General features: G+C 44.0%; 12 protein-coding genes. 9 read left to right on the top strand and 3 right to left on the bottom strand.

Annotation, left to right across the window (positions count from 1 at the left end; genetic code table 11):
* Positions 1-179: 179 nt before the first annotated feature.
* From AC2VDX_RS02950 to AC2VDX_RS02915, 8 genes are all read left to right on the top strand, one after another.
* A complete protein-coding gene (locus AC2VDX_RS02950) occupies positions 180-1,610 on the top strand; it encodes a sugar transferase (protein WP_378172683.1) in 1,431 nt (476 codons plus the stop codon).
* A gap of 266 nt (positions 1,611-1,876) precedes the next feature.
* On the top strand, positions 1,877-4,099 hold the full coding sequence (locus AC2VDX_RS02945; RefSeq protein ID WP_378172686.1) for a GumC family protein: 2,223 nt from the start codon (positions 1,877-1,879) through the stop codon (positions 4,097-4,099).
* Positions 4,100-4,177: 78 nt separating this feature from the next.
* The gene (locus AC2VDX_RS02940) at positions 4,178-5,692 is read left to right on the top strand and encodes a lipopolysaccharide biosynthesis protein (RefSeq protein WP_378172689.1); all 1,515 of its coding nucleotides are present in this window, start codon (positions 4,178-4,180) and stop codon (positions 5,690-5,692) included.
* A gap of 49 nt (positions 5,693-5,741) precedes the next feature.
* A complete protein-coding gene (locus AC2VDX_RS02935; RefSeq protein WP_378172691.1) occupies positions 5,742-7,031 on the top strand; it encodes a glycosyltransferase in 1,290 nt (429 codons plus the stop codon).
* 50 nt (positions 7,032-7,081) lie between these two features.
* Positions 7,082-8,356, top strand: a complete 1,275-nt coding sequence (locus AC2VDX_RS02930; protein WP_378172694.1) for an O-antigen ligase family protein — start codon at positions 7,082-7,084, stop codon at positions 8,354-8,356.
* Between the two features lie 85 nt (positions 8,357-8,441).
* On the top strand, positions 8,442-9,689 hold the full coding sequence (locus tag AC2VDX_RS02925; RefSeq protein WP_378172697.1) for a glycosyltransferase family 4 protein: 1,248 nt from the start codon (positions 8,442-8,444) through the stop codon (positions 9,687-9,689).
* Between the two features lie 1,176 nt (positions 9,690-10,865).
* The gene (locus tag AC2VDX_RS02920) at positions 10,866-11,666 is read left to right on the top strand and encodes a WecB/TagA/CpsF family glycosyltransferase (protein ID WP_378172699.1); all 801 of its coding nucleotides are present in this window, start codon (positions 10,866-10,868) and stop codon (positions 11,664-11,666) included.
* A 13-nt stretch (positions 11,667-11,679) separates the two neighbouring features.
* Positions 11,680-12,864 (top strand): endo-1,4-beta-xylanase, encoded by a 1,185-nt coding sequence (locus AC2VDX_RS02915; protein WP_378172702.1) that lies wholly within the window; start codon positions 11,680-11,682, stop codon positions 12,862-12,864.
* 452 nt (positions 12,865-13,316) lie between these two features.
* Here AC2VDX_RS02915 and AC2VDX_RS02910 read toward each other — a convergent pair whose 3' ends face one another.
* Entirely contained in the window at positions 13,317-13,679 is a 363-nt protein-coding gene (locus AC2VDX_RS02910) for a ferredoxin thioredoxin reductase catalytic beta subunit (RefSeq protein WP_378172774.1), read from the bottom strand.
* 94 nt (positions 13,680-13,773) lie between these two features.
* Positions 13,774-14,931: a DUF58 domain-containing protein gene (locus AC2VDX_RS02905; RefSeq protein ID WP_378172705.1), complete on the bottom strand. Its 1,158-nt coding sequence runs from the start codon at positions 14,929-14,931 to the stop codon at positions 13,774-13,776.
* Positions 14,932-15,225: 294 nt separating this feature from the next.
* Between AC2VDX_RS02905 and AC2VDX_RS02900 the strand changes: the two genes are divergently transcribed.
* On the top strand, positions 15,226-16,356 hold the full coding sequence (locus AC2VDX_RS02900) for a type IV pilus twitching motility protein PilT (protein ID WP_378172777.1): 1,131 nt from the start codon (positions 15,226-15,228) through the stop codon (positions 16,354-16,356).
* Between the two features lie 104 nt (positions 16,357-16,460).
* Here AC2VDX_RS02900 and AC2VDX_RS02895 read toward each other — a convergent pair whose 3' ends face one another.
* Positions 16,461-16,697: a hypothetical protein gene (locus tag AC2VDX_RS02895; protein ID WP_378172707.1), complete on the bottom strand. Its 237-nt coding sequence runs from the start codon at positions 16,695-16,697 to the stop codon at positions 16,461-16,463.
* Positions 16,698-17,014 lie beyond the last annotated feature (317 nt).

Here is a 17,014-nt window from a genome sequence, read left to right as displayed (position 1 = left end):
GACGTAAGTTACGCGAATACCTCTGCTACATAATTCTTATAGAATATGGTAAAATCTTTACAAATTAGGTTAAAAGTAGGTTAAGAAGGGGGAAAGTACATCTAAGGTGTCAAGTAAAACTACGCAAGCAAATATTGAGATACGGATCTTTAGAGTGTAATTAAGTAAAGGAGCCAAGCATGACAAATACGCCTTTATTAAAGACCAAGCTAGACCTACGGGAACCTGTCTTTACAACCCTACGTAAGGGAATTGGTAGAGGCTGGCTACGACGGCTAACGCTACTCTCAGTAGATTCCACGCTGCTATTTGCGGCATGGCAAGTAGCTGAAACTTACGGTACTCCCATAGCTTCTCCTTGGAGCGTGGGAAACAATCCGATGTCATTACTGCCCATCCTTACTACTCAGATTGGAGTAATGGCAGCACAAGGACTGTATGAAGGTGGACAAAAGCGTTGCGCCTACCGGAAGTTAATCAAGTCACTGACTTTATCTCATATAGTTCTGCTAATCATCGCTTTTTTCTATAAACCAGGAGATTTTGTTTCTCGTTCCACTTTTATACTGTCTTTGTTGTTGAGTATATTGTTTACTTATGCTGGTCGCCTGAGCGTGGATTTTATTATCAAGCATCTTCGTCAAAAAGGTGCAATGCGATCTCCCATTTTCTTAATCTGTCATCCTAAAGATACTGAAAAAGCTATAAATTTGTTGAAACGAGAAAAATGCTATAGGATAATGGGCTTTTCCGATCTTTCATTAGCTGAAGAATTAGGATGGGGAGAAACAATCGAACATATACAATCTTTAGGAATTGTAGAAGTTTTTATATGTTATTGGGGCACTATAAAGGAGCGAATGTTTCTTTATTGGAACTTACGTAATGCAGGAATTACATTAAATATTTTGCCAATAGGTTTAGAACCTTTTTCGCAGAGATCTGAGCCTTTTATGATAGGTGGAATACCTTCTATCAAGTTTTCTCCTCCACTGATTACGGGAAGTGATTTTTGGATTAAGCGTTGTTTTGATTTTTGTTCTTCGATTATATTGCTATTACTTGCAGCTCCAATTTATCTTTTGATTGTACTGTTGATAAAACTAGATTCTCCGGGACCCGTTTTTTACAAGCAAACCCGTGTTGGTCTAAATGGTAAGCAGTTCAAGGTATGGAAATTTCGGACGATGGTTACTAATGCTGACAAACTTCAAAAGGAATTAGAAGCATACAATGAAATGAAAGATGGGGTACTTTTTAAAATAAAAAGTGACCCACGCATTACAAAAGTTGGTAAATTTCTGCGGCATTATAGCTTAGATGAGTTACCCCAACTATTGAACGTAATTTTTGGAGAAATGAGTTTAGTTGGTCCGCGTCCATTACCTGTTCGAGATGTCAATAATTTTTCGGAACATCACTTTGTACGTCAGGCGGTTTTACCTGGAATAACAGGACTTTGGCAGGTATCGGGTCGTTCGGATATAACCAATTTTGAACAGGTAATCCAACTGGATTTTTTCTATATAGAGAACTGGTCGCTACTGTTAGACTTACAAATTTTGATGCAAACCGTTACAGTTCTTATATATAGAAAAGGAGCTTATTAAAGAAGAGTAGAAGGTAGAGATGTGTAATTGATAAGCACGTAAGAACAAGAGAATATTAAATCGATGTAGCACAACAGATGTCAATTACAGTTTTTTTGAAGAAAAACAAGATAGGGGTGGGAATACAGGGGAATTGAGTGTTACTCAGGAGTCTTACAGAGTAATGATTGGGCGATCGCTTAAAGTAATGTAGCGATTCCGTTACGGCAATGCTAGGATAAATTGTCAAGTCCTCCCACATCCCCGTACTTTTTCATGAGGTTTTCATGCAATCTCAATCTACAGATTACATCAATATAGATTTGCAAAAGTACTGGCTGAGCCTAAAACGGCGCTGGTTCCCAGCTTTAGCTGTCTTTGGATCTTGTACGGCGATCGCTATCGTCATGGCACTCTTACAAAAGCCAGACTACGAAACCCAAGGAAAGCTGTTATTTAAGATTAATCGTACCTCTTCCCTAACTGGAGTAGGCAAAGAAATAGGTGAGTTAGACCCCTTAGCTCAAAAGAGTAATCCTCTCAATACAGAAATAGAAATTATTAAGTCTGTTCCTTTAGTTCAGAAGACCATAACTGCACTCAATGTAAAAGAAGAAGATGGCACTCCTAGTAAACCTAAATCATTGATAAAAAAACTTTTAAAGGTAAAAAATATTGCATCAACAGATGTAATAGAGATTTCTTATAAAAGTTCTGACCCTGAAGAAGCGGCGGCAGTGGTCAACAAACTAATGGATCTTTATATAGAAAAAAACTTACTAACTAATCGTGCTGAGGCTGTTGCAGCTCGTGAATTTATAGCTTCGCAGCTGCCTAAAGCTGAAGCAAGCGTTCGTCAAGCAGAAGCAGCCCTGCGTCTATTCAAAGAACGAAACCAGGTTGTAGCTTTGGATGAGGAAGCTAAATCGACAGTAGAAGTTATTAAGAATTTAGACAACCAAATTACCGAAACTCAGGCGGGTTTGGCAGATATGAATACTCGTTCTATAACTCTTCAAAAGAAATTGGGTACGACTTCACAGGAAGCCATAGCCATAAATTCTCTGAACCAGTCTTCAGGAGTGCAAAAAGCTCTTGCAGAATACCAACAAGTAGAATCTCAGTTGGCAGCTCAGCGCAGCCGCTTTCTAGACACCCATCCTGCAATCGTCGATTTGAAGGAAAAAAGAGCCACTTTAGAAGCCTTATTAGAAGAGCGGGTAGAACAGTCTCTTGGCAGTCAGCAGCAACTGTCAGAACGGAATTTGCAGATTGGAGAGAGCAAACAAAAACTTAGCGATGACTTGGTCAAAACAGAGGTAGAACGCTTAGCTTTGGGTAGTCGGCTAGCTTTGCTATCTAACACCCAGTCGATGTATAAACAAAGGATAAATATACTACCCAAATTGGAACAAGATCAGCGGGAGCTACAGCGGCAAGTGGAAGCCGCCCAATCAACCTATGAAGTTCTATTAAAAAAGCTGCAAGAAGTACGAGTTGCAGAAAACCAAAACATAGGGAACGCTAGTATTATGGAATTCGCCTTAGTTCCTGAAAAAGCCTCAATTCACAAACCAGCTTTAATCCTAGCCTTAGGAATTCTGCTGGGTATGCTATTTACTACAGCAACCATTGTAGTTTTAGAAATCAGAGACACATCCATAAAAACCCTTAAAGAAGCAAAAGAGCTGTTTGGGTATACATTGCTAGGAACAATTCCTGCTTTTGGGAAAAAAGTTAACCAGCGTGGTAAGGAGCAGGAATGGACTATTCCAGAGATCCTGGTTAGAGCTGTTCCCGGTTCGTCGCTTAGCGAAGCGTACCCAATGCTTCAGGCTAACCTGAAATTTATGAGTTCAGATAAGGCGCTGAAAGTAATTGTAGTAACGAGTTCTTCTCCCAAAGAAGGGAAGTCTACAGTTGCTGCCAATTTAGCAGCAGCTACGGCTGAACTAGGACGACGGGTATTGCTAGTGGATGCGGATATGCGCCGTCCGTTACAGCACCACATTTGGGGACTGACTAATGTAGCAGGTTTAAGTGATGTGCTGGTAGGTCAGGCTGAATTTGAAGCAACTGTGGCAAGAGAAGTGATGCCAAACTTGGATGTCTTGACTTCTGGGGTGATGCCTCCAAATCCAATGGCTCTTTTAGACTCCAAACGCATGGCTGTACTGATTTCGTATTTTTCCGAACACTACGATTTTGCGATCTTCGATACGCCTCCTGTAATCCAGGCAGCTGATGCTTTGAGTTTGGGTCAAATGACCGATGGTATCTTATTCGTGGCACGGCCTGGGGTGGTTGATTCTACTAGTGCAATTGCTGCTAAAGAGTCACTGGAGCGTTCGGGTAACAATATTTTAGGTCTAGTGGTCAATGGCGTGATCTTGGAAAACGAATCTGACAGCTACTTTTACTATGCCAAGGAAGACTCCTTTGCCAAACTGAATGATACAACTGCTAAAAAGGCTATGTCCAAGAGTGGAAAATATAGCGATCGCTCTTAAGCAGACGCTAAGTTGAGATGGGTTTTTGTAAATGCATCAATCGGTTGCTGTAGCGCTCAAACAAGAAAAGGTGCCAATTTGTCAAAGCTCCTGAGAAACATCTCTCCTGCGGCTGACCCTGCTCAGCACTTTCGCACCGACCATCTGAAGAATGACCTGAAGGGTCGTTCCGTTCGAGGTGGTGCAGTCACGATGGTGACGCAGGGTTGTAAATTCCTCCTTAACCTGGGATCTACGGTTGTTCTCGCCCGCCTGCTCTCCCCGCAAGACTACGGGTTGCTCGGTATGGTCACTAGCCTTACAGGTTTTGTCTATATATTCAATGACATGGGCCTGTCGGCGGCAACTATTCAAAAGGCTGAGGTTAACCATAAGCAGGTCAGCACCTTATTTTGGGTGAATGTTGCACTCAGCATCTCGCTCGCGCTGCTGACCGCAGCAATGGCACCGCTGATTGCTTGGTTCTACGGGGAGCCACGCCTGATATGGATTACGCTCGTGGTGGCTGGGACGTTTATCTTTGCGGGTCTGACCGTCCAGCACCAAGCGTTGCTCAGGAGGCAGATGCGTTTTGTAGCCTTAGCAGCTATCGATATTATCTCTATTTTGGTTGGCGTCGCCACCACCATTATCGCGGCTTGGTATGGGGCTGGCTACTGGGCACTGGTACTGATGCAAGTAGCAACGGTGATAGCTACTTGTGTGGGAGTTTGGGTAATGTGCGGTTGGCGTCCCGGTCCACCCGTTCGAGGTTCCGGTATCCGTTCCATGCTGGCTTTCGGCAGCAACCTTGCGGGTTTTGACTTCCTGAACTACATGGCTCGCAACCTTGACAACGTGCTGATCGGAAGGGTGTGGGGAGCTAATGCTTTAGGTCTTTATGTGAAAGCATACAGCTTAATGATGCTTCCTTTGCAACAAATCAATTCCCCGATTAAAGCCGTTGCCGTTCCCAGCTTGAGCCGATTGCATTTTGAGCCAGAGCAATTTCGCAACCACTACCTCAAGGCGCTTTCGCTGCTCACTTCTATTACTGCGCCTGTAGTTATCCTCATGCTGGTCATCTCCGAAGAAATCGTCGAGCTGATTCTTGGTTCGCAATGGGGTGAGGCAAGTATCATTTTTAGATTTTTGGGCATATCTGCACTGGTACAACTAATTACCAACACTTCTGGCTGGCTATACATCTGTACAGGTAGAACTGACCGGATGTTTAAGTGGGGAGTATTTAGCTCCACCTTTCTAGCAATGTCGTTTTTTATTGGCTTACCCTACGGAGCCAAGGGGGTTGCCTTAAGCTACTCGATTGCCAAACTTTTGCAGACATGGCCGTGTATGTACTATGCAACGCGCAACACGTCCATCACTATGCTCGATTTATTGCGTGCTGTGCAGCAACCTTTGCTCGCATCTATCCCGGCAGGAGCGATCGCTCTGACCCTTAAATTGACCATCGGCTCTAGTTTGCCTGCCTGGTCTACGGGTATTATTACCTCCTTAGCAATGGCATTGACTTATTACCTAATTATGTTTCATGTCTTCAATGCAAAGGAGCTTTATTTATCTGTTGTGAGCCAGTTCAAACGACGCTAAGCGAACAGAATTTCAAAAACGTGAATTATTAAGCTGTAGGAGAGTTATTGTGAAGGTAGCAATATTCGTGGATCGGTTTCCTGTCATTTCAGAAACGTTCATTTTAAATCAAATTACAGGTTTAATCGAGCGCGGGCATGAAGTTGAGATTTATTCCATTTATACGAACAAGGCAGGTAATCTTGCTAAAGTCCATCCAGATGTCAAAACTTACCGACTTTTAGAGCAGACTTATTGTGCTGAAGTACCAGACAATTTTCTCTTAAGAGCGCTCAAAGGTTTTGGTTTACTATTAGCAAATTTCTATAAAAAACCCGTCCTGCTGTTGCGATCACTCAACATTTTTAAGTACAGCCGATCGGCAACTTCACTCAAGTTGCTATACGCAACAATTTTATTAATGAAACGGCAGACAACTTATGATGTCATTCATTGCCAATTTGGTCATTTAGGTCTGATGGCAATGGCTTTGAGAGAGTTGGGGGTTCTGCAAGGAAAACTGATTACGCATTTTCGCGGTTCTGATATTAGTAAATATATTCAGCAGGTTGGTGAAGACGCTTACGAGCCACTGTTCAAGACAGGCGACCTTTTTCTCTCGAACTGCGACTTTTTTAAGCGACGACTCGTTAAATTGGGCTGTGAAGAAAACAAGATTATCGTATTTGGATCGGGAATTGATTGTAGTCGATTTCGCTTTAGTCCCCGCTATCCGCATCCGGACGGACGTATTAAAATTGTAACCACAGGTCGCTTGGTTGAAAAAAAAGGTGTAGAGTACGGTATTCGCGCTGTTACCAAGTTAGCAAACACCTACCCAAATATTGAGTACAATATTGTAGGTGATGGCCCTTTATTGAAAGAATTACAACAACTCATTCAAATCTTAAAAGTTGAGCATAGTGTACACTTAATAGGTCGAAAACAACAGCAAGAGCTCATTGAACTTCTCAATAATTCTCATATTTTTATTGCTCCATGCGTAACAGCTAAAGACGGCAATCAAGATGCTCCCGTAAATACCTTAAAAGAAGCAATGGCAATGGGTTTGCCTGTTGTTAGTACCCAACACGGCGGAATTCCAGAACTGGTTGAAGATGGAATTTCTGGGTTCCTTGTACCCGAACGGGATGCGGATGCTTTAGCTGAAAAGTTGGGCTATCTCATCGCACACTCGGAGGTTTGGCCTGAAATGGGACAAGCGGGTCGTGCGTATGTGGAACAGCACTACAACCTCGACCAACTTAATGATTATCTAGTTGAAATTTACAAACAACTGCTGAATCAAGAAATTTATAGTCAAAACAAGCTACCCGCTTTAGATGGGATGGTTGGGTAAAACCCTCCTCACAATCGACCTGAAGAACAGATAAACTGTGAGATGAAACGTTGAAAATTATAATTCATAAAAACTTTTTTGAAGAGGTATTTGTAGTTATATCGCTTCTGCTGTTCACCGATGCTTTGATTTCGCTTGTGCGTGAAGAATTGGGATTTAAATTAGATGCGAGCAGCGGCGATGGAATTATGCAAGTGCTTTTGTTTGGAATTTATGGAATTACATTTTTTTTTATTAGGTGGCAAAAAGTTGTTTGGGCTGTGACCAAGGAAAAGCTAGCATTTGTCTTAGTAACATTCGCTTTATCTTCAGTAGTATGGTCAGTCGCTCCACCTGTGACTCTGCGCCGCAGTATTGCGTTAGTGGGAACCACCATCTTTGGAACGTACTTGGCTACGCGCTATAGCTTAAAAGACCAGTTGCGCTTGTTAGCTTGGGCATTAGGGATTGCATGCTTACTGAGTTTAGTATTTGCTGTAGCGTTACCGAAGTATGGAGTGCATCAGATAGGTACCCATGTAGGAGCTTGGAGGGGAATATATACGCATAAAAATGCAATGGGGCGTGCTTTAAGCTTAAGTTTTATGGTCTTCTTGCTTCTAGCTCTGGAAGGGGGAAGACATCGTCTGGTGAAATGGGCTAGCTTGGGTCTTACCGTTGCCCTAATTCGGATGTCAACCTCAGCGACACCTCTTTTGTCCTCACTGACTCTTGTCAGTTTTTTGCCATTATATTGGGTTTTGCAATTGCGCCATCCGTTGAGCGCGCCTTTATTTGCTATGGGAGTGATGGCAGGGACTACAATTACTACATGGTTTTTTGGAAATGTGGAAGCCATACTCGGTGCTGCGGGGCGGGATCTGACCTTTAGCGGACGGACAGAGCTATGGTCGGTTTTGCTAGATATGATTAACAAACATCCCTGGTTAGGCTATGGATACAGTGCTTTCTGGCTAGGCGAGAAGGGTGAATCTGGAAAGGTCTGGAATATCATCGGATGGCAACCCACTTATGCCCATAACGGTTATCTCCAACTAGGTCTTGATTTAGGGTGGGGAGGAATATGGATATTTGCGCTGGGATTTTTTATTAATCTTATGCGAGCATTAACGAGGGCACATACTAACAAGACGGCATCTGGGTTATTGCCTCTGACATACTTGACGTTGATGTTGCCATATAACATCAGCGACAGCGTAATTTTGCAGCAAAATAATATCTTTTGGGTTCTTTATGTAGCAATGTCTCTTTCGCTGGTTGTCCAACATCAGGAGTCACCTCAGATGTCGGCGTCAGCGAAACTTGCAGCAAAGGAGAAAGGTTGAAAAATGCTGAGGAAGCTGACTGGAAACAGACATTTCTTAGTCTTTGCTTGTTTGAAGTTGTTCTTGAAGTATTTGGAAAAGTTCAATGGAACAAAATGCTAGTGTGAAGCGTAGACTGGGATACTTATCAGCTGCCCCGCGCTCTTCTACTCATCCTGATGCGGAAGTAGGCGGACCGCGATCGCATATGCTTGGGGTAATGCGAGCTTTTGAAGTTCTCCAGTGGGAAGTTAAACCCTTTATTGTGGGCGATCGCGTACCCTTGAGCTGGGTAACGGCAGGCTCAGAACGCGCCGTCACGGGTGGGTTTCTCCGTACCCTGGTATCAGATATAGTACGCCTCAATATGGGTGCCCTGAATGCAAGACGAGCTTGGCAAGAATTAGGTCAGCAAGTTGACTGGGTTTACGAACGCCGTGCTGCACTTCAATCTTTAGGCTGGATTTTCACGCGGCACGGTATCCCTTGGATATTAGAAACCAATTCCCCTCTGTTCTACGAATCCAAAGCCGAGCGGAAAAATGTTGTCCTAAGCAGACTTGAACGATGGTTAGAAATCAAAGCTTACCAAGATTGCGACATCCTGATTTGCGTTACCGAAGCGCTCAAAGAAATTATCGTTCGCGAAGCAGATATTTCGCCTGAGAAAATCATTGTGCTACCTAACGGTGTAAACACTTCTATATTTAACCCCGAAGGGCAGCAGCCGAAGCGCATATTTGATAACTTTACAATTGGCTTTGTAGGTGTTCTGTATGCTTGGCAGGGGATAGAAGATTTGCTGGTAGCCTTGCATGATCTGCGGACAGATGGCTTGGATATGTCCCTAGTCGTCGTGGGAGACGGTCAAATGCGTACAGAATGGGAGGCATTAGCTCAGAAACTGGGCTTATCCAACAACGTGAAGTTTGTCGGTCAAGTTCCCTGGAACGAAGTACCCGCTTATATTGCCGGATTTGACATGGGATATTCTGGTCATGTCAAGCTACAAATCGGCAAGATGTACCATTCGCCACTCAAGATATACGAGTATATGGCGATGGGTAAACCAGTCTTAGCTTCAGCTTTTGAGGATGCTCAACGGGTGCTAAGGGAAGGGGAAACCGGATTTTTGTTCCAATCCGGAGACAGGCAGGAACTCAAATCTGCATTGATCAAAGCTTATAAGTCGAGGACAGCACTGCCAGAGATGGGGCGTCAGGCTCGTGAAGAAATTTTGCTCAATCACAGTTGGATTGCTCGCGTGCAGACATTGATTAAAACAGTTGACCAAATCTTGGAGCTAAAAAAGCAGCAGTCAGATGCGAACGTTGTGACATTATCACCTGATTAAAGACAGGAAGCGTTCAGATTTTGATAAAACTTAGCGGATTTAATTAGCAGTATGTGAATTCATCCTTAGTCAAAAATTACAGACTATCCGCTTTGCCAAATAGGTGCAGTATTGTTGAAACAGATAAACTCACTCGCAAATCTATTGCCTTGAACAGCCGAGTATTGGCACATTTTTTGACAGATATGTCCCCTTGCTTTTTCCTTCTTCTCAAAAATTCTATTTTTGCTGAAACTACAGCTTGATACCAAGTTGCTTCATGTATAGATTTTTTTTATGGGGAACGAGATGAAGCACTAGCGCAGCATCTCGTTCCGGCTAGAGATGTTTTTTTATTCCTCTAACGCTGCGTCAGAAGGACAGATTTGAACGTAACTCGGTATAAATACTTTCTGTTTTTCGTTATAACTAATAATTTAGTACAATCTTTACATTGAATTTAAAATTAATAGATTAAAAATAGAGAATAATCAGTTACAATATGATACAATAAAAATCAGCAAATAGGGGCTTAAAATCTGACATTCAATTCAAGCGCTATTTAGTGCAAAACTGCGCTTTTAGCAAATTTTATAGCGCTATATGTTTGTTTGCATAGTTACACTTAATGCTGCTGGTTTTGCAGGATTCGCTTATAAACACACAATCTTTGACTTATAGCGATCGCCCACATCAGAAGGTAACGATTGCAGTTATTTTTTTGAGGTTTTGTCAATGTAAATTACAATATCTGTAAAAAAAATTATCCGTTTTATGCTTCTTGTAGTGCTGGGTTTTGCTCTTGCAAGTATTGCTGGACAAATATCCAAACACTTCTTAGGGGATTCCGATCTATTCGGCTTTGTCTCACAGTTCAATTTAGCAACTGAGAAAAATTTTCCTACTTATTATTCCGGATTAACGTTGCTATTCTGTTCTCTGCTACTAGCGGCGATCGCTTTTAGTAAAAAGAAAGCAAACGATCGCAACTGTCGAAGAACTACTGGAAATGCTAGGCATTATTATCTTTATTTACGCCCTGTTGTCATACATAAGTTCGCAATTGAAAGAAATGCGAATTTTCATCAATAGCAACGAGCCAGCCGCTGTTAAACCAAAAAATTACTAAATTGGGAGTTCAGCTCAACAACATTAGTTGGAAAGAAAGTCTTTTCTGTCGTTACTAAATTGCAAAATATGAAATCTACAACACATCAGGTAAACTTTAAACGTTCGCTGAGTCTTCTTGGCGTTACTGTTTATCCCTTGACTATAGAAAACCTTCATAGTCTGATTGCTGAGGCTGTCACTAATAGCCAACGGTGGATTATTGCTAATCACAACTTGCACAGCATCTACCTTTACTACCACGACCGCAAGATGCGTGACTTTTATGCAAAAGCAAATTACGTACACGTGGACGGGATGGCTCTAGTCTTGTTGGGCAAGTTTTTAGGTCTTCCTCTCAGCCGAGAGCATCGAGTTACATACGCAGATTGGACACATCCCTTGATGGCGGAAGCGGTGCAACAAGATTGGCGCGTATTTTATATAGGTTCCAAGTCGGGAATTGCGGAGCGAGGAGCCGATATTCTGCGAGAACAGTACCCAGGCTTGCAGATAGCAACGGCACACGGCTACTTTGATGCTCATCCAAATAGCCTAGAAAACCAAGCCGTTTTAGAAAGGATTAAGGCTTACCAGCCGCACGTGCTGATGGTGGGTATGAGTATGCCCCGCCAGGAACACTGGGTACTGGATAATCTTGAACAACTCTCTGCTAATGCTATCTTGACCTCCGGTGCCGCTATCGACTATGTGGCGGGTGCTGTACCGACTCCGCCCAGGTGGGCAGGAAAATTGGGACTAGAGTGGTTGTTTCGTCTGCTGGCTGAACCGCAGCGGTTGTGGCGGCGCTACTTAGTCGAGCCTTGGTTCATACTGAGGTTGTTTTTAGCCGAACTACTAAAATTCAAGCAGCGTCCCTTAAACAAGTAAGGAAGGAGTTGCAGTGGCAAAAAAACGAATCCTAAGAGGGCGGCGTAGCTTTTTATTGGGTTTGGGGACTTTGGTGGGGACAGGAGCTTTAGCGATCGCCAGTAGATCCCAGTATGGAAATCCACTTCAAGCGCTTGCTAACAAACGAAATTTTCCAGTGCTGGGGAACACCCCTCTACGCAACCGGGCGGCGGCAAAGGGATTAATTTATGGGGCAGCTACTCAAAAATATATGCTCTCCTCAAACACAGCATTTGCAACTCGCTTTGCCCAAGAGTGCGCCATGCTGGTGACAGAAGATGACTTGAAATGGAGAGCGATTCGTCCGACTCCACATAATTTTGACTTTACTCGAAGCGACTGGCTTGCTGAGTTTGCCAACACTCACAATATGCTGTTTCGCGGGCACACTTTAGTTTGGCACGCCAGATTACCTAAGTGGTTTAAAACGACAGTTAACCGTCAAAACGCCGAGCAGATCATGGTAAACCATATTAAGACAGTTGCTGGGCACTATGCTGGAAAGATTCATTCATGGGATGTGGTCAATGAGGCAATTTTCCCAAAGCATGGACGTGTTGATAGTCTGCGAAACACGCCGTGGCTGAAGTTTATAGGACCTGATTATATTGAGATTGCCTTTCGCGTTGCAGCAGAGGCAGATCCACAGGCATTATTAGTTTATAACGACTATAGTTTGGAGTATGACACGCCGAAAGATGAATCAAGAAGAACGGCTGTCTTAAAGTTGCTAGAGCGTTTAAAGTCTAGGGGAACTCCAGTACACGCTCTTGGTATTCAAGCGCATTTATGGGGGGGAGAGACTCGCTTTAGCGCTAAAAAGCTGAAGACTTTTCTGGAGGATGTTGCCAGTCTTGGGCTGAAAATCATGATTACCGAACTGGATGTAATAGACAAAAAGTTACCAAAAAATATTAATGTACGCGATCGCCTCGTCGCCGGAATCTATGAGGAATATCTATCAGTAGTGTTGGAGCAACCAGCGGTCATTGCAGTATTGACTTGGGGATTAAGCGATCGCTATACATGGCTTTCAGATAAGCAACCACGCAGAGATGATGCACCAGTGCGTCCCCTGCCACTTGATGCACAAATGAAACGCAAGTTGGCATGGAATGCGATCGCCAGTGCTTTTGATACCGCACCCGTGCGTAAAGGCAACATGACTGACATCTAGTTGTCGTGACTCCAAATAATGAAGGTTTGCTCATTTTTAAATCTGGTTTTTCAACTGTCTATTAAGCCTCACTCAGTAATTTTATAAGCGAGGAAAATATTTATTTCCTAACCGGATAGAAATATGATTATTAAAAAATGCAAATTGCTGAATTGCAATATTTGGATTTATAGTTTTTTCAAATTAATTGCTCCTACTCGTATTTTTCTGGCTTAGATACAACGTTTGCCAGTTCCTTTGAACCTACAATGATTAGATTTTGCGGAAAAATTTTTCCGGATTTATCTATAGAGTGTAATTAAAGAGAGTATTCTGGAATCCGGAGGCTCTATTTTCAAAAAGCCTCCAGTCATCGTAACTTGTCAATAAACTTTACGAGTCTAATAGTCCTTTGGACTTTGCTAATAACTAAAGACTAATTGTCATTAGCCCTTAGTTATTAGCTATTATCGTTACATACTATCGCGTACAGCTTTAATTTCTTCAAGGGAGATGTCCTGAATCTCACCCCGAAACTCGTTATCTTCTGTCAGAAATAACATACAGTGGCACTCTTTTCGCTCTCGCATGGGTACGCAAGGACAATTCCAGAAAGTTGCACGTACTTCTGCTTCTTTATCTTCGTAATGGCGACAGGGACACAAAGGGGCACCAAGATCATCTTTATGCTTGGCGAGTCCTTCAATCACTACGGCTGTTACGGAAGGATCGACACAGAAGTAGGTGCCGGTACGCTTGGCGTATGTTTCGGAGAAATGGCGCATCGCCTCTAGACTTTTTTCGCTGGATTTTGTTTCAGTTTCTGATGGGTTCATAATATGAGATGACACGGATCGACAGGTGTTTATGCATTGTATCTTAAGCCTTTTCCTCAAGGGGATTGGCTGGGATCGATGCCATCGGGCAAGCCTACTTCAGAGGGGATTGTAGCTGAAGTTGTAGCGGCTGCTCGGTATTGATGACAATTCCAGAAGAATTGCGATTTACGGGCATTGCAGGCTCAGTTGAAGACTCCGGCATCCATATCATCCAGCGGCTACCGGGGGGTAAAGAGCTTAGAGTAACATGATTGGGAGTCAGCCAGATTAAGGGAAGCGTGGGTGGATCTCCAGCACGGGCATCTTCTGTGGCGTAGGTTGCTGCTAGAGTTTCTAAAACCACGCGATGACCTTGCACTAAACCTGTGAATGCTGTCCAAAGTTTTACATTCAACTGACGCCCACTGGCATAGAAGTACAAGGATGCCGCCGCAATGACTGCTTGTTCAAAATGCTCTAGATTCCAATTGGTGGCGCTATCGAGGCAGATAATTACTTCTTGTCCACCCGTGAAAACTTCTAGTTCGCGCACCTTGAATTCACCGTAACGGGCGCTGGTTCGCCAGTGAATTAAACGAGTGGGATCGCCGACTCGATAGGGACGAAGCGATCGCGTGATTCCTTCTGTGGCAGCTTGGGAACGGCGATCTAAACTCAGAAACAAGGGACTTTTCTCTTGCCCAATTTCATCCACCATCGGGCAGTTGGTGAGGGGTAAAACGGTGGGATAAACAAATGCTGTAGCGGCAACTTCACGCTGGCGGCGACACCAGAATAATCCCACAGGGGCAGCGGTTCTCAGTTGCACCGTGTTCCACCGATAAACCCCGCGTTTTTGCGTGGGTAGGTAGTAAACCCAGCGGTGAATGCTGTGAGGAGGAATCGTTTCAATTGCAGTCTGTACGGGTTGTCCCAGTACGAAGGGAAGAACGTCCCGGACTAAGAGTAAGGTTTTGGGATGGTTAACCGGATTTTCAATTTCTAATTCAATGGTTAGCTCATCGCCGACGCTGACGGGCTGGATAGGGCGTCGGCTGACTTGAAGATGACGAAGCGATCGCACGGATAGGACGGCGGCGATTCCCAGTAGCGCCAAACTGAGACCACTTATAACATACAGCCACCCCGCCATTGTGTTCGTGGCGGCTCCAAAAAAACAGACGGCGATGATTCCCAGTATCCACCCGGCGTAGGCTGGCGTCACCCACCGAGTTTCCAGCCAGTCTGCTATCCGATAACCGATATTCATAAACAGCGCTGCCCAGTCTAGAGTCTAGCTATCCCAGCACCTTAACAAAATTCTGATTACAAATAAATAAGATATTTTACACCTGTCTGGTAATTTTTTAAAATTAAGGACATTCACGGTTGACTTAAAGAAAATTTTTAAAGGCAAGATCAATTAAACTGTGGTTTTACCGACGCTGCCGGACAAGAGTGAGTACCCAGGGGAAAAAAAATGACCAAAGCAAATGATGCTGAAGCGACTCGCGCACAAGCTCCTTCACGCATACCACCACCACCGCCACCACTTCCTCCGCAGATGCAGCCAGGGCGCCCCCCAGAAGTCAACAGCGCGACTTCCATTAAACAGATGGTGAAAGATGCGTATGCTCAAAAAGCCTCGGACATCCATATTCGAGTCGGGCAAACTCCTAGATATCGGATTCGAGGTCAGATGGTAGAGACTGAGAATCAGCTCAAGGTAACACCAGAAATTTTTGAACAATACCTTGCCGAAATCCTGACTCCTGCTCAGCGAAAACAGTTTGCAGAAAACAAGGAACTGGATACGGCAATTTTCTACCCAGGTTTCGTGCGCTGTCGGGTGAATTGTTTTGAATCCCTGATGGGCGGAGCGATGGTTCTACGGTTGATTAGCCTGGATATTCCTTCCATTGATAGTTTAGGCTTACCGCAAGTTCTCAAGGATATTGTGAGCAAACCGCAAGGATTGATTCTGGTGACAGGTCCTACGGGATCGGGGAAATCAACTTCCTTAGCGGCGATGATTCGTCATCTGAATGAGACGACGAATAAGCACATTGTTACGATTGAAGACCCGATTGAATTCGTCCACACTTCCCAAAAGTGCTTGGTTAGTCAACGGGAAGTGGGTTTGCATACCCATGAGTTTCACGGGGCACTGCGGTCAGTTCTGCGGGAAGATCCAGATGTGATTCTGATTGGGGAAATGCGCGATCGCATTACCGTTAATACTGCCCTGCAAGCTGCCCAAACAGGTCACTTAGTTTTAGGTACTCTGCACACTCGCAACGCCATCAACGCGGTTAACCGCTTGTTGAACTTGTACAACGCAGATGAACAGCCAGCGATGCGAATTCAGATCACCGATTCTTTGGTGGCTGTCATTGCACAACTGCTGCTGCCAACCACGGATAGTCGTCGCACGGCAGTCCACGACATCTTGATCAATACTCCGGCAATGCAGGATTACTTGCTCAAGGGTAACGATGAGGAAGCTTATCGGTTGATGCTAGATGACACGTTCGACGGGATGCAGGTAATGAATCAGGCGCTTTACGATCAAATGCTAGAGGGTCGGATTACCCTAGAGGCGGCATTGAGTGCTTCCCCAGATCCCAACGATCTAGATCGCCGTATCCGCACAGGCGGAATTGACGCTTCTAACTCGGCTCGTACCTGGATGTAAGCTGGGTTTTCCGGAAAAGTTGGAGCGATCGCTTCTATGGATGTCATATCAAGAATGCGATCGTCTGACTACAAAATATATTTGGGATCTCTCAATACTCACAGCTATTTCAAGCCATCCATTTCAGTTACGGCAAATTCCTGGTTAATTGCCGCAATTTCAGCTTGGATTTCTGGATTGCTTGCCATAGCAACTAAGTCCTCCTCTTCGTTTAATAAATCAAAATTACTCATGTAAGGTTTTATAAGCTTTGAGACAATTGTGTAGCTAGCCTCGACTAGACGTTTATCCCTTGGATTGTTAGGGATTTTAACTACCATGAAAAAGATTACAACTGACATCTTGCACCATTCTCAACAAGCCGCCAATCCTGCCCGGAACTCAAGTTCCGGGCTAATAGCTCAAGTCCACTAAAGTGGACTGGGGAAGAACTTCAGTCCACTTTAGTGGACTTGAGCTATTAGCCAGGGGTTTGAACCCCTGGCTTCATCAAGCTGAATATCTTTGCCAGATCCCAGAGCGTACCAATTGTCAATTATCTCTTGTACATCCATGATCAAATCTCGCATTTCTCCAAGGAGCGATCGCTCTTAAAAAAAAGCCCGCGACAGCGGGCTTTTTTCGTGTAGCCCCAAGCTGAATGGGGCTAATGTTGTCG

This window comes from Coleofasciculus sp. H7-1 (assembly GCF_057473865.1).
The sequence above is the reverse complement of the archived record's forward strand: the minus strand, read 5'-3'. Positions and strand labels throughout refer to the sequence as shown.